Genomic DNA, 13,119 nt, shown 5'->3' on the forward strand with positions numbered 1-13,119 from the left:
TGATCAACGGGCGTAGGTTTTCAATCACACCAGACAAACCAACGCAGCCGCGGAAGGGCGAGCATTATGATCAAGGATATCAAGGGACTGCATCACATCACGTCGATGGCATTGGATGCCCGTCAGAACAACGCATTCTTCACAGACACGCTCGGCTTGCGCCGCGTCAAGAAGACCGTGAATTTCGACGACCCCAACGTCTACCACCTCTATTACGGTGATCAGGCCGGCACCCCGGGCTCCGTCATGACCTACTTCCCTTTTCCCGACGTGATGCGCGGCCGCCCAGGCGTTGGCGAAGTCAGCGAAACACAGTTCGCAGTGCCTAAGGGCTCACTCTCCTTCTGGCAGGATCGCCTGTCGGCAAAGGGAGCCGGCAACCTGCATACCGACACGGCCTTCGGCGCTGCCCGCCTCCTGTTCAACGGGCCGGATGGCGAAGGGTTTGCCCTTATCGAAACGGAAAACGATGGCCGCAAGGCCTGGAATGGCGCCGGCATCGATGCAAGCGTTGGCATCCGCGGCTTCACCGGTGCTAAGTTCCGCCTGCATGACGCCGCTGCCACGTCCGAACTGCTCGGTTTCATGGGCTACCAGCGCGCCGAAACGGATGGTGACGTTACCCGCTTCATCATCCCCGGCGGCAATGGTGCGGACACTATCGACCTCGAGGTCCTTCCGAAAACGCCTTTCGCAAGGCAGGGCGCAGGTTCGGTGCATCACATCGCTTTCGCCGTCGAGAACCGTGCAAAGCAGCTCGAAGTCCGCAAGGCCCTGATGGACACGGGTTACCAGGTAACACCTGTCATCGACCGTGATTACTTCTGGGCCATCTACTTCCGGACACCCGGCGGCGTGCTGTTCGAAATCGCCACGAACGAACCCGGTTTCGACCGCGATGAAGATACGGCACACCTCGGCGAGGTTTTGAAGCTGCCGGCTCGCTACGAGCCTTATCGTGACCAGATCGAGGCCGGGCTGACACCGCTCGCCGCCTGACGTCGCTTTCCAACAATAAGGCGGCATAACTTTCAAGACGTGCCGCCTTCCCTGCCCCATTACCTATCTTCAACCTAGTCAAAGGAAGACACGAGATGTCCAGCAAGCTTCAGGTTCTCACCCCGCAGAACAGTCAGATCATCTTCATCGACCAGCAGCCGCAGATGGCCTTCGGCGTCCAATCGATCGACCGCCAGGTCTTGAAGAACAACGTCGTCGGTCTTGCCAAGGCGGCGAGGATCTTTAACATCCCGACCACTGTCACCACCGTCGAGACCGACAGCTTCTCGGGCAACACTTTCCCGGAACTGCTCGCTGTCGTCCCGGACAATGATATCCTTGAGCGGACGTCGATGAATTCCTGGGACGACCAGAACGTCCGCGACGCGCTTGCCAAGCACGCTGCCGATGGCCGCAAGAAGATTGTCGTCGCTGGCCTCTGGACGGAGGTTTGCAACACGACCTTCGCGCTCTCCTGCATGAACGATACCGACTACGAAATCTATATGGTTGCGGATGCTTCCGGCGGCACGTCCGTCGATGCGCACAAATATGCGATGGACCGCATGGTGCAGGCCGGCGTCGTTCCGGTCACCTGGCAGCAGGTCCTGCTGGAATGGCAGCGCGACTGGGCCCGCAAGGAAACCTACGACGCGGTCACGTCGCTGGTGAAGGAGCATTCCGGCGCTTACGGCATGGGCATCGATTATGCTGTTACGCATGTCCACGGTGGTGCCGAACGCGTCAAGCACGGCAAGCGGATCGGCCCGAACCCTGCCAAGTAAACTGTCAATCACTCCGGCAGGCTGCGTCCTGCCGGAGTGATTTTCTTTCACCACGCGAGGTTCCCCCATGAAACTCTATCTTCTGTCACTCGGTGCCGGCCTGCTGGTGGGCGTGATCTACAGCCTGCTCAATGTCCGCTCGCCTGCCCCGCCTGTCGTCGCGCTCATCGGGCTGCTCGGCATCCTTGTCGGCGAGCAGCTCGTGCCACTGGCAAAGAGCATTTGGGCTCGCGAGCCTGCCGCCGTCTCCTGGCTTCATCAGGTCAAGCCGCACATGTTCGGTCACCTCCCGAAGGGCGGGAAAAACGTGGTGGCGGTGAACCCACCCCATGAAGATTCAACATCGGGGAAAAGCTGATGACGACGCGCCGCACATTCCTGGGCGCAGCATCGAGCCTCGCCTTTTCAAACTTGTTTTCACCGGCCAATGCCGCCGATCCCCACAAGACCGGAGCCGCTTCCATGTACGCAGACATCGTTCTTCACAATGGATTGATCACGACGCTTGATCGCGCAAATCCGAACGCCACCGCAATCGCCGTCAAGGACGGCCTATTCATGGACGTGGGTACCGACCGCGACATCATGGTGCTTGCCGGACCGGATACGAAGATCGTCGATCTCAAGGGCAAGCGTGTGCTGCCTGGTCTGATCGACAACCACACCCACGTCGTGCGCGGTGGCCTGAACTTCAACATGGAGCTTCGCTGGGACGGCGTGCGGTCGCTCGCCGATGCGATGGACATGCTGAAACGACAGGTGGCGATCACGCCCGCTCCGCAATGGGTGCGTGTCGTCGGCGGCTTCACCGAACACCAGTTCGCCGAGAAGCGTCTGCCGACGATCGACGAGATCAATGCGGTTGCACCCGATACGCCAGTCTTTCTGCTGCATCTCTATGACCGCGCACTTCTCAACGGTGCTGCCCTTCGCGCCGTCGGCTATACCAAGGACACGCCGAACCCTCCAGGCGGCGAGATCACCCGCGACGCCAACGGCAATCCGACGGGCCTTTTGCTCGCCAAGCCGAATGCCGGTATTCTCTATTCGACTTTGTCGAAAGGCCCCAAGCTTCCGTTCGAATATCAAGTCAATTCCACCCGCCACTTCATGAGGGAACTGAACCGGTTGGGAATCACCGGCGTCATCGATGCCGGCGGCGGATTTCAGAATTACCCGGACGACTATGCGGTGATCCAGAAGCTCTCGGACGAGGACCAGCTTACGGTACGTCTGGCCTACAATCTCTTCACGCAGAAGCCAAAGGAAGAGAAGCAGGACTTCCTCAACTGGACGCAGTCGGTCAAATACAAGCAGGGAAACGATTACTTCCGACACAACGGCGCTGGCGAAATGCTCGTATTCTCGGCCGCTGACTTTGAGGATTTTCGTCAACCACGCCCGGACATGGCGCCGGAGATGGAAGGCGAGCTCGAGGACGTCGTTCGCGTCCTCGCTGAAAACCGCTGGCCTTGGCGGCTTCACGCCACCTATGACGAGACCATCTCGCGTTCCCTTGATGTCTTCGAGAAGGTCAACAAGGATATCCCGCTCGAAGGCCTGAACTGGTTCTTCGACCATGCCGAGACGATTTCCGATCGCTCTATCGACCGCATCGCAGCGCTCGGTGGCGGCATCGCCACGCAGCACCGCATGGCCTATCAGGGCGAATATTTTGTCGAGCGATACGGCCACGGCGTTGCAGAAGCGACACCGCCGATCAGGCGCATGCTCGATAAGGGCATCAACGTCTCTGCTGGCACGGATGCGACCCGCGTCGCCTCCTACAATCCATGGGTCTCGCTCTCCTGGATGGTCACGGGCAAGACCGTCGGCGGCATGCAGCTCTATCCACGTGCCAACTGCCTCGACCGCGAGACGGCACTGCGCATGTGGACTGAGAAGGTCACCTGGTTCTCTAACGAGGAAGGCAAGAAGGGCCGGATCGAAAAGGGCCAGTTCGCCGACCTCGTCGTGCCGGATAAGGACTTCTTCACCTGCGCCGAAGACGAGATCTCCTTCCTGACCTCTGATCTGACCATGGTCGGCGGCAAGATCGTCTTCGGTGCGGGCGACTTCAAGTCACTCGACGAGAGCGACGTGCCTCCCGCCATGCCGGACTGGTCTCCCGTGCGCACGTTCGGCGGCTATGCGGCATGGGGCGAACCGCAGGGCGCAGGCATGAACTCCTTGCGTCGCACCGCGATCTCGACCTGCGGCTGCGCCAGTTCCTGCAACGTCCATGGTCACGACCACGCCGGCGCCTGGACATCAAAGCTGCCGATTGCCGATCTCAAGGGCTTCTTCGGCGCGCTTGGTTGTGCCTGCTGGGCCGTGTGACCCCACGCGGTATCGCGCCCGCATTGAGTGGGCAGCGCTCTTCGCTGCCCACTTCGATCTATCAAATCATTTATTGCGATAATCGCAATTAAATCGAAATAATTGATGCAATTGTTGGCGGTAATCTTTCTGGCCAATATCGCTCCCATCCACGGCAAACAAAGCCGCTTGTTTCGATCGACGACACGACAGGAGCAGACATGATTGACCAATTTTCGTCCACTAGTCGCAGGGGCTCGCTTCTTGCGCGGATCATCGCTGCACCGGCAACACGGTTCATCGCGCTCCTTGCTCTCTGCGCGGCCTATATCCAGGGGCCAATTACCAAGATCTTTGATTTCAACAGCGCAGTCGCTGAAATGAACCATTTCGGCCTGCATCCGGCGGCATTCTTCGCAGTCGCCGTCATCGCCTTCGAATTGGCGGCCTCGGCCATGGTGGTGTCGGGGGTCCTTCGCTGGGCAGGTGCGCTGGCGCTCGCCGCGTTCACGCTCCTTGCCACCCTTATCGCCCTTCGTTTCTGGGAGTTGCCCGCGGGCATGGACCGCATGATGGCAACCAACGCCTTCTTCGAACATCTCGGGCTTGCTGGCGCTTTCATCATTGTCGCGGCAATTGATTTGACCAAGGGAGCAGGCAAATGAGCACTACCAAATCCTCCGGGGGCAGCTTTGCTCCCCTTGCCCAGCCAGTCTTCGCAGTTCTTTGGGCTGCAACCGTCCTCGGCAATACCGGCAGCTTTATGCGCGATGTCGCCAGTTCCTGGCTCATGACTGATCTATCGGCCTCGCCGGCCGCCGTCGCTCTCGTGCAGGCGGCCGGAACCTTGCCGATCTTCCTCCTGGCGATACCTGCAGGCGTACTCACCGACATTCTCGATCGTCGCAAGTTCCTGATCGCCGTGCAGATCTTGCTCGCGTCAGTCAGCGTAAGCCTCATGATCCTGGCAAACACCGGCATGCTTTCGGTCAGTGCACTGATCGGCCTGACCTTCCTTGGCGGCGTCGGCGCCGCGTTGATGGGGCCGACCTGGCAGGCGATCGTGCCGGAACTGGTGAAGAGAGAAGACGTCAAGAGTGCCGTCGCGCTCAACTCGCTCGGCATCAATATCGCCCGGTCGATCGGGCCGGCCGCCGGGGGGCTTCTCCTTGCTGCCTTCGGCGCGGGCGTCACCTATGGCGCGGATGTTGCGAGCTATCTCGTCGTCATCGCGGCGCTCGTCTGGTGGCCGCGGCCAAAGAACGCAAATGATGCGCTGGCTGAAGGCTTCTTCGGCGCGTTCCGTGCAGGCCTGCGTTACACCCGGGCCAGCAAGCCCTTGCATGTCGTACTTTTGCGCGCGGCGATCTTCTTTGCCTTCGCCAGTGCCGTCTGGGCACTCCTGCCGCTCGTCGCTCGAGAATTGCTCGGCGGTGATGCAGGATTCTACGGTATCCTGCTTGGCGCCGTTGGAGCCGGCGCGATCGGCGGCGCATTGCTCATGCCTAAACTGCGCGAACGCTTGAATGCCGATGGCCTGCTTCTAGGGGCCGCTGTTATCACAGCACTCGTCATGGGCGCTTTGTCGCTCGCGCCGCCAAAATGGGTTGCCATTATCGTCCTGCTCTTTCTCGGAGGCGCTTGGATCACCGCCCTGACCACGCTGAATGGCGCAGCGCAGGCCGTGCTTCCGAACTGGGTCCGCGGTCGCGGCCTGGCGGTCTATCTCACCGTCTTCAATGGTGCGATGACGGCAGGTAGCCTTGGCTGGGGTGCCGTTGGTGAAGCTGCCGGGGTGCCGGGAGCGCTGATGATCGGCGCGGTTGGACTGCTCATTGCGGGCTTCATCATGCATCGCTTAAAGCTGCCGGCCGGCGACGCGGATATGGTGCCGTCCAATCACTGGCCAGAACCATTGGTCGCCGAGCCTATCGCCCACGACCGCGGACCTGTTCTGATCCTCATCGAATACCATGTCGAAAAACATCATCGCACAGCCTTCCTGCATGCGCTGGATGAGATGTCCCACGAGCGGCGCCGGGACGGCGCCTACGGATGGGGGGTGACGGAAGACTCCGCTGATCCGCAAAAGATCGTCGAATGGTTCATGGTCGAATCCTGGGCAGAGCATCTTCGCCAGCACAAGCGGGTTTCAAATGCCGATGCTGACCTACAGGGCCAGGTCCTCGCCTATCACTCAGGAACGGACAAGCCGGTCGTCCGGCATTTCCTCACAATCAACCGGCCGGGGGCCGCCTAGCAACGCGGGAGAGCGGCATCCCCCACTACCTTCAAATCATAGCCATCAAAGGATCACGGTACGCGACAATGACCGAGAATTTCCCTTCCATCACCCGCCGCAGCGCATTGCTTTCCGGAGCTGCCACTGCAGCCGCCATGGCACTCCCCACATCTTTCGGATTTGCTGCCAACATTTCTTCCACCCCCACCTCAATCAAAGGAGATAACAGAATGGGCTACATCACCACCAAGGACGGCGTCGAAATTTTCTACAAGGATTGGGGTCCGAAGGATGCCCAGCCGATCGTCTTCCACCATGGCTGGCCGCTCTCGTCGGACGATTGGGACGCACAGATGCTGTTCTTTCTGTCGAAGGGTTACCGCGTCGTCGCCCACGACCGTCGTGGTCACGGTCGTTCGGCACAGGTTTCCGACGGACACGATATGGACCACTACGCTGCCGACGCCTTTGCCGTCGTCGAAGCGCTTGATCTGAAGAATGCCGTCCACATCGGCCACTCGACTGGCGGCGGCGAAGTCGCCCGTTATGTCGCAAAATATGGTCAGCCTTCCGGGCGCGTCGCCAAGGCCGTTCTGGTTTCCGCCGTTCCGCCGCTGATGCTCAAGACCGAGACAAATCCGGGCGGCCTTCCGATGGAAGTCTTCGACGGCATTCGCAAGGGGGTGGCCGAGAACCGCGCACAACTCTTCGTCGATTTCCCCACCGGTCCGTTCTACGGCTTCAACCGTCCCGACGCTAAGGTCTATCCAGGCGTCATTCAGAATTGGTGGCGGCAGGGCATGATGGGTAGCGCCAAGGCCCATTACGATGGGATCAAGGCCTTTTCCGAGACCGATCAGACGGAAGACCTGAAGGCAATCACCGTTCCGACGCTCGTTATGCACGGCGACGACGATCAGGTCGTGCCCATCGACAACGCTGGCAAGCTTTCCGTCAAACTGGTGCAGAATGGCACCCTGAAGGTCTATCAGGGTTATCCGCACGGCATGCTGACAACGCATGCTGAGGTCCTGAACGCCGACCTCTTGGCGTTCATCCAAGCTTAATTGGACCGTCCGGGTGTGGCTGTCTTCACTGCACCCGGATCCGGCCGAACAAATCCGACCAAGCTGGCTGTCACCAGGACAGTCCTGAGCGAAGCTGAGCTCAAAGCCCAGCAGTGCTGATCGATGGTTTTGTGTCAGTGTCGGTTGCTCGAGCGCCAAGCCGCGGGATGCACCCCCACGACCCTCGTGAAGGTTGCGACGAGTTCATTTTCGTCCGGAAACCCGCACTCTTCAGCGATCCGGGCAATGGTTTCGCCGGTTCTGTTCAGTTGCGACTGGGCTCTGCTTATTCGATATGACGCAATCCATTCCGAAACAGACTGCCCGGTCGTTTTCAAGAATCCGGAACAGAGCTCATCGACTGAAAATCCGCACGCTTCGGCGATCTTATCGACCGGTGTGCCGCTCGATAGGTTCGCAGCTATGTACGCCTTGATGCGCTTTTCCTGCAGCGGAGACAACTGACCGGTGCCCGAAAGGTGCTGGATGGGGGACCGCCCGTAACGATGCGCAAGATGGGCGCTTAATGCTAATCCGATATGAGGAAGCAGTGTGTCCCTGACCTCGTCCGGCATGTCGAACATTGGCATCAGCGCGCCGCCGATGTTGCGAACCACCTGATCGTCAATCCCGCGGCAGGTTGTGAGATCATCAATACGCGGCTCGCCTGCTTCCTCCGCGAGCTCGATAAAAAGCGCGCTTGGGATATGAAACGCGAGTGCTTCGAAGCGGCCACGAACACAAATTGCGGCGCCATTCCTCAGACTGATGAGACACATAGAACCTCTGGAATAGGTCTTCAGAGGTGTCCGTGCTCCGTCCGGCAGGACGTCGCAATGATCAACATCGACGAGATAGAGCATGACCAGAAAGGCGTCATCAGCCGGCAGGACGATTGTGTGTTCGCTATTGTCATAGGAGTGATCGAGATGGACGACAGCGAGCTTTGCCTCGTAAAGAGGCCTGATTGCCAGCGCCCTTACGGCATTAATCCCAAAACACGCCGCAATTCTCTCACTGACTGTCAACGCTTCACTCATATGTGTCTCGATCATCCTGGCTTGGGACTGTATAGCCGTACCGACGAGATGCCGCGCTTCAAAGTTTCCTACACAGGTTTCAAACGGCAATCTTGAACAAAAGGATCCTCGCGGGGCCGATTTAATAAATTGTCGTGAGGCAAGCGTAGCGTGGGAAAGCTACCAAAGCCGGCAGGTCCCGTGTTCGAGTGTCTAGAAATGAAAGAACTGCGTCGTGGTCCAAGTTTTCCCCCTCCGCCAGCAATCTTCCACTGGAAACTCGACCGACGGGTTCGGGTGCTCGTTGAAGCAGTTGTCGATCAACCAAAGCCTATTTGGTTCAGACATCGATATCTTTCGGAAGGCGACAGTCAACACTGAACTCGATCAGGTCATGACACCGGCAAGCGATCGAGGGTTCGTCGTGGGGGTTTCCTCGCTCGGTGGCCACACGCGCCGCATCTTCCACGAACATCGTGCGACAACCCACGACTTTACCGAGAACTCGATCTATATTCGCGATCTCTCGGACGCCTACAAGGCGGATCTCCGCGGTCCTTTCGATTTCGTGTTGTTTGAAATTTCGCCAGCGTCCCTCGGCAAAATTGCCGATGATGCTGAAATGCCCGGCATAACGTCGCTGTCAGTTGAAACCGCATCAAAAGATATTGTGCTTGCTAATCTCGCTCGGGCGCTGATCCCGGCGCTCGAAAAGCCAGACGAAGCCAACGCGCTTTTCGTCGAACAAATGACGACGGCCATCGGCACCTACCTAGTCCAGCGCTACGGCGGCCGGCCAATGGTAGGCTCCGATAGGTCGGGTAGCCTTTCGCGGGCGCATGAGGATCTGGCGAAAAGCCTGCTTCTCGAAAACCTTGATGGCACCGTGTCGATTTCCGACGTCGCTCAGGTCTGCAACCTGTCACGTGGCTACTTTATTCGCGCTTTTCGTCAGACGACCGGTATGACGCCCTATCAATGGGTCCTTCGTGAGCGAATAGACCGTGCCCGCGACCTCTTGCGGACCTCAAATACTCCGCTCGCCGAAGTGGCCATCGCCTGCGGCTTCGCGGATCAAAGCCATTTCACGCGCGTCTTTGCAGCTATCGTCGGCACCACGCCTGGCAATTGGCGGCGTAACGCCTGATCCAGACAATCCCGTTGGACGATTCGCCGAACTGGAGATCTTGATTGAAGTCGAACTTCAGACCCGACTGACGGGCCAGGTTGAAATCGGTCAATAGTCGCGACGTCGACTTCTCGCGTAAGCCTTCAGGGTCGGCTCGTGCCGATGCCAGGACTGTTTCATCATCGAGGGTAAATAACGGCGACCATGGCCGCCAATGCTTTCAAGATCTGATGTCAAAAATGCTCTGCTGACCAAGAGGATCTTGAAGCATGAATGCTACCATAGGATGTATCCTCCGTCGACAATCCCCACAAGGACGGTGTTGATCGACGTCGACACCTCCTCCAGCAGCCAATTCAGGCAATAGGCTTCGGCGGATGCCGCAGGTGCGCGCCGCGCTTTGGCTCAATTGCGGCGGAAGCGGCAGGGAAACACCGCCTTCCATCCGGAAGCCGCCGTCGCTGACGCCATCCTCGAAGAGGTTAGGCTAACTTCGGTTCTCCGAGCGGTTTGTTTTGCGCCACTCTTCGTACTCTCCGCGGGCATCGTCATGCAGCGGATAGTAGCGCTGCAACGACCCGCCCTCCATAAGCTTCACTCGCGAGAATTCCTCCCAATCGTGATGCTTTTCCGACTCTTCGATTACCTTCGAGGCCATTGCGACTGGAAGCACCACCACCCCGTCGTCGTCGGCGACGATAATGTCGCCGGGGATTACCGTGACACCGCCGCAGGCAATCGGAACGTTGACGGCATTGGGATAGATGCTGGTCTGCACATGGTAGTTGGGAGTCCAGCCACGCAGCCATAGTGGGAGATCTAGCTTCTCGACATTGGGCCGATCGCGCATGCACCCGTCGATGACGATGCCAGCGCCGCCTCTGCCTTTGAAATAGGTCGACATCATATCGCCAAAGACGCCCGAGCTCATGTCGCCGCGCGCGTCGACCACGACCACATCACCCTCCTGCGCGTGATAGAGCACGTGCCGGTGCAACTGCGTCTCTGGATCGGCATATTCTCCCTCGGTGAAGAGGTCCGGCCGCTGCGGCATGAACTGGAGCGTCAGCGCCGGCCCGACGATCGACTTCCCGCGGTTCTGCGGCACGGGACCGACCATGTGCGGATTGCGGAAGCCCATGTGGCCAAGCGTGCCGGCAACCGTCGCGGCGCCGATTTCCTTCAGTGCGTCGATCATATCTTTGGGCGGTCGCGTAATGTCGGGAGTATGCGTCATTTTAGACTCCGGTGGATGAACTACCAGTTCGTAACAGAACCGTCGCGGCGCTTCAGGTGAGGCGCTTCCCAGAACCGAAAGCTCTCCGCCTTGACCGCCTCTTCGTTGACCTCGACGCCGAGCCCCGGCAGATCGCTGACCGGATAGTCGGGACCGTCGAGCCGTGGCTGCACGGGGAAGAAGTCGGAATTGTCGAAGCCGAGCTTTGTTTCGGGCACCCTGGTCTCGAGCCAAGCGAAATTCGGCACCGCGGCGGCGAGATGGATGGTCGCGGCCGTGCAGACTGGGCCAAGGGGATTGTGCGGCATCAGGTCCACATAGTGCGCCTCGCTCCAGCCAGCCACCTTCATCGCTTCGGTGAGCCCGCCAACATTGCAAACATCGAGCCGGTTGAACTGATGGATGCCGCGCTCAATGTAGGGCAGGAACTGCCACTTGCTGGCAAATTCCTCGCCGATGGCAAACGGGATGTCGGTCATCGTGCGCAGGGATTCGTAGGCTTCGGGTGTCTCGTCTCGTATTGGCTCCTCGAGGAAATCAAGCACGCCGCGGCCGAGCTTGTTACAGAAGCTCGCCGCCTCTGCCACCGACAGCCGATGATGATAGTCGATGCCGAGGACGACGTCGTCGCCCAGCGCCTCGCGCGCCTTGTTTAGCATGCTTGCTGTAGCGCCGATCGATTCGCGCGGCTCAAAGATGTCCTTGCTGTTTTGCCCGATGGGAAAGAAGCGGATCGTCTGCCACCCCTGTGCGCGTAGTTCGCGGGCGCGTTCGATGGCAACATCGCCCTCGGCCTCGTCACCGGTCGAGGCGAAGGTAGGAATGCGGTCGCGCTGCTTGCCGCCCAACAGATCGTAGGCCGGCACCCCCAGCGCCTTGCCCTTGATGTCATGAAGGGCAATGTCGATGGCGGAAATTGCCGCCTGCAGAACGCGCCCGCCTTCGAAATATTGGCTGCGATAAGCTTCTTGCCAGATCCGACCAATCTGCATCGCGTCGTGGCCGATGAGAAACTCGCGATAGTGCTCGATCGCGCCGACCACGGCCTTCTCGCGACCGCTCAAGCCGCTCTCGCCCCATCCGAAGATGCCATTGTCGGTCTCGACCTTGACGAGCATCTGGTTGCGCGTTCCTACCCATACTGGATAGGGCTTGATAGCGGTGATTTTAAGCTTCGTAGTCATCCACACCCTCGTTCCAGATGCATCGGCTCTGTCTCAGTTGGCCTTGAGGGCCATTTCTGTTTCGCCGTCGAACAGATGCATCCGCTCCTGGTCGAACTCGAGCCAAATCGGCTCGTCGGGCGCGACGGCAATGGTCGGCGGCACGCTGACGTTGACGATGGCGCCAGACAGGAACGCCTGTACGAAGGTGACGTCTCCGGTCGGCTCCACCGTGTAGGCCTTGGCAGGAATGCTTCCTGGCACCGCACTCTTGTGCAGCCTGATCGTCGAGTGACGTGCGCCGAGCACGACTTTCTTGGTGGTTGCCCTCGCGACCTTCTGGGCGTTGTGTGGCGAGAGCTCGAGGCGCCAGCCCTCCGCGCTGGTCAACACTGTATTGCCGCTTGCCGTTGATGCCTCCAGCGGAACAAGGCTCATTGCCGGGCTGCCGACGAAGCTGGCGACGAACATGTTCACCGGATGGGCAAAGACCTGCGCCGGTGAATCGTATTGCTGCAGGTAGCCGCCGTTCATCACCGCCATCCTGTCGGCCATGGTCACGGCTTCGAGTTGGTCGTGCGTCACATAGATGATCGTTGCCTTGAGGTCCTGGTGGAAGCGCTTGATCTCCGACCGCATCTGCACGCGCAGCTTCGCGTCGAGGTTGGAGAGTGGTTCATCCATCAGGAATACCGCCGGATCTCGAACGAGGGCACGGCCGAGCGCCACACGCTGCTGTTGCCCGCCCGAAAGTTCGCGCGGCTTGCGCTCGAGCAGTTGCGTCATGTCGAGCACTCGCGCTGCTTCCTTGACCTTCCTGTCGATCTCGTCCCTTGGCAGTTTGCGCATCTGCAGCGGGAAGGCCAGATTTTTATAGACCGATTTTTGCGGATAGAGCGCGTAGTTCTGGAACACCATTGCGATGTCCCGGTCCTTGGGGTCGAGGTCGTTGACCACCCGGTCCCCGATGACGATGTCGCCCGATGTGATGGGGATCAGCCCCGCCACAAGATTGAGCGTTGTTGTTTTGCCGCAGCCTGAAGGGCCGACGAGCGCAACGAATTCGCCGTCATTGACCGTCAGCGAAACATCGTTGACAGCTTTGAAGCTGCCATAGGTCTTGACAAGATCTTTGAGGACCACGTGGGCCACCGGCAAC

The 13,119-nt window shown here is 59.4% G+C and carries 13 protein-coding genes and 1 pseudogene; 8 read left to right on the forward strand and 6 right to left on the reverse strand.

Features of this window, described 5'->3' with window-relative positions:
• Window positions 1–66 precede the first annotated feature (66 nt).
• From ELH03_RS26675 to ELH03_RS26700, 6 genes are all read left to right on the forward strand, one after another.
• Window positions 67–999, forward strand: coding sequence for a ring-cleaving dioxygenase (locus tag ELH03_RS26675; RefSeq protein WP_128402139.1), 933 nt, complete (start codon window positions 67–69; stop codon window positions 997–999).
• 95 nt (window positions 1,000–1,094) lie between these two features.
• Complete coding sequence (locus tag ELH03_RS26680; protein ID WP_128402140.1) at window positions 1,095–1,784, forward strand: hydrolase; 690 nt, start codon at window positions 1,095–1,097, stop codon at window positions 1,782–1,784.
• Window positions 1,785–1,851: 67 nt separating this feature from the next.
• Window positions 1,852–2,142, forward strand: a complete 291-nt coding sequence (locus ELH03_RS26685) for a XapX domain-containing protein (RefSeq protein ID WP_027686870.1) — start codon at window positions 1,852–1,854, stop codon at window positions 2,140–2,142.
• On the forward strand, window positions 2,142–4,124 hold the full coding sequence (locus ELH03_RS26690; RefSeq protein ID WP_128402141.1) for an amidohydrolase: 1,983 nt from the start codon (window positions 2,142–2,144) through the stop codon (window positions 4,122–4,124). Before ELH03_RS26685 ends, ELH03_RS26690 begins: the two co-directional genes overlap by 1 nt.
• A 200-nt stretch (window positions 4,125–4,324) precedes the next feature.
• The gene (locus ELH03_RS26695; protein ID WP_128402142.1) at window positions 4,325–4,768 is read left to right on the forward strand and encodes a DoxX family protein; all 444 of its coding nucleotides are present in this window, start codon (window positions 4,325–4,327) and stop codon (window positions 4,766–4,768) included.
• A complete protein-coding gene (locus ELH03_RS26700; protein WP_128402143.1) occupies window positions 4,765–6,363 on the forward strand; it encodes an MFS transporter in 1,599 nt (532 codons plus the stop codon). The genes ELH03_RS26695 and ELH03_RS26700 overlap by 4 nt, the downstream gene beginning before the upstream one ends.
• Window positions 6,364–6,394: 31 nt before the next feature.
• Here the strand turns inward: ELH03_RS26700 and ELH03_RS38085 are convergent, their stop codons facing one another.
• Window positions 6,395–6,547, reverse strand: coding sequence for a hypothetical protein (locus tag ELH03_RS38085; RefSeq protein ID WP_245462530.1), 153 nt, complete (start codon window positions 6,545–6,547; stop codon window positions 6,395–6,397).
• A gap of 28 nt (window positions 6,548–6,575) precedes the next feature.
• Here ELH03_RS38085 and ELH03_RS26705 point away from each other — a divergent pair, with 28 nt between their 5' ends.
• Entirely contained in the window at window positions 6,576–7,412 is an 837-nt protein-coding gene (locus tag ELH03_RS26705; RefSeq protein ID WP_233943426.1) for an alpha/beta fold hydrolase, read from the forward strand.
• A 134-nt stretch (window positions 7,413–7,546) separates the two neighbouring features.
• Here the strand turns inward: ELH03_RS26705 and ELH03_RS26710 are convergent, their stop codons facing one another.
• Entirely contained in the window at window positions 7,547–8,440 is an 894-nt protein-coding gene (locus ELH03_RS26710; RefSeq protein ID WP_130766964.1) for a helix-turn-helix transcriptional regulator, read from the reverse strand.
• Between the two features lie 304 nt (window positions 8,441–8,744).
• Here ELH03_RS26710 and ELH03_RS26715 point away from each other — a divergent pair, with 304 nt between their 5' ends.
• The gene (locus tag ELH03_RS26715; protein WP_128402186.1) at window positions 8,745–9,578 is read left to right on the forward strand and encodes a helix-turn-helix domain-containing protein; all 834 of its coding nucleotides are present in this window, start codon (window positions 8,745–8,747) and stop codon (window positions 9,576–9,578) included.
• A gap of 355 nt (window positions 9,579–9,933) precedes the next feature.
• Here the strand turns inward: ELH03_RS26715 and ELH03_RS38090 are convergent.
• The 4 genes and pseudogenes from ELH03_RS38090 to ELH03_RS26735 all read right to left on the reverse strand — a co-directional run.
• Window positions 9,934–10,044 (reverse strand): annotated as a pseudogene (locus ELH03_RS38090) (sugar ABC transporter ATP-binding protein); the annotation flags it as partial.
• 3 nt (window positions 10,045–10,047) lie between these two features.
• The gene (locus ELH03_RS26725) at window positions 10,048–10,797 is read right to left on the reverse strand and encodes a ribonuclease activity regulator RraA (RefSeq protein WP_130766934.1); all 750 of its coding nucleotides are present in this window, start codon (window positions 10,795–10,797) and stop codon (window positions 10,048–10,050) included.
• A 20-nt stretch (window positions 10,798–10,817) separates the two neighbouring features.
• A complete protein-coding gene (locus ELH03_RS26730; protein ID WP_130766935.1) occupies window positions 10,818–11,981 on the reverse strand; it encodes a mandelate racemase/muconate lactonizing enzyme family protein in 1,164 nt (387 codons plus the stop codon).
• Window positions 11,982–12,014: 33 nt separating this feature from the next.
• Window positions 12,015–13,112, reverse strand: coding sequence for an ABC transporter ATP-binding protein (locus tag ELH03_RS26735; RefSeq protein ID WP_128402149.1), 1,098 nt, complete (start codon window positions 13,110–13,112; stop codon window positions 12,015–12,017).
• Window positions 13,113–13,119 lie beyond the last annotated feature (7 nt).

This window comes from Rhizobium beringeri (genome assembly GCF_004306515.1).
Lineage (GTDB): Bacteria > Pseudomonadota > Alphaproteobacteria > Rhizobiales > Rhizobiaceae > Rhizobium > Rhizobium beringeri.

Coding starts and splice junctions, on each gene's coding strand:
- ELH03_RS26675 (WP_128402139.1), top strand. CDS start 67: ATGATCAAGGATATCAAGGGACTGCATCACATCACGTCGATGGCATTG.
- ELH03_RS26680 (WP_128402140.1), top strand. CDS start 1,095: ATGTCCAGCAAGCTTCAGGTTCTCACCCCGCAGAACAGTCAGATCATC.
- ELH03_RS26685 (WP_027686870.1), top strand. CDS start 1,852: ATGAAACTCTATCTTCTGTCACTCGGTGCCGGCCTGCTGGTGGGCGTG.
- ELH03_RS26690 (WP_128402141.1), top strand. CDS start 2,142: ATGACGACGCGCCGCACATTCCTGGGCGCAGCATCGAGCCTCGCCTTT.
- ELH03_RS26695 (WP_128402142.1), top strand. CDS start 4,325: ATGATTGACCAATTTTCGTCCACTAGTCGCAGGGGCTCGCTTCTTGCG.
- ELH03_RS26700 (WP_128402143.1), top strand. CDS start 4,765: ATGAGCACTACCAAATCCTCCGGGGGCAGCTTTGCTCCCCTTGCCCAG.
- ELH03_RS26705 (WP_233943426.1), top strand. CDS start 6,576: ATGGGCTACATCACCACCAAGGACGGCGTCGAAATTTTCTACAAGGAT.
- ELH03_RS26725 (WP_130766934.1), bottom strand. CDS start 10,797: ATGACGCATACTCCCGACATTACGCGACCGCCCAAAGATATGATCGAC.
- ELH03_RS26730 (WP_130766935.1), bottom strand. CDS start 11,981: ATGACTACGAAGCTTAAAATCACCGCTATCAAGCCCTATCCAGTATGG.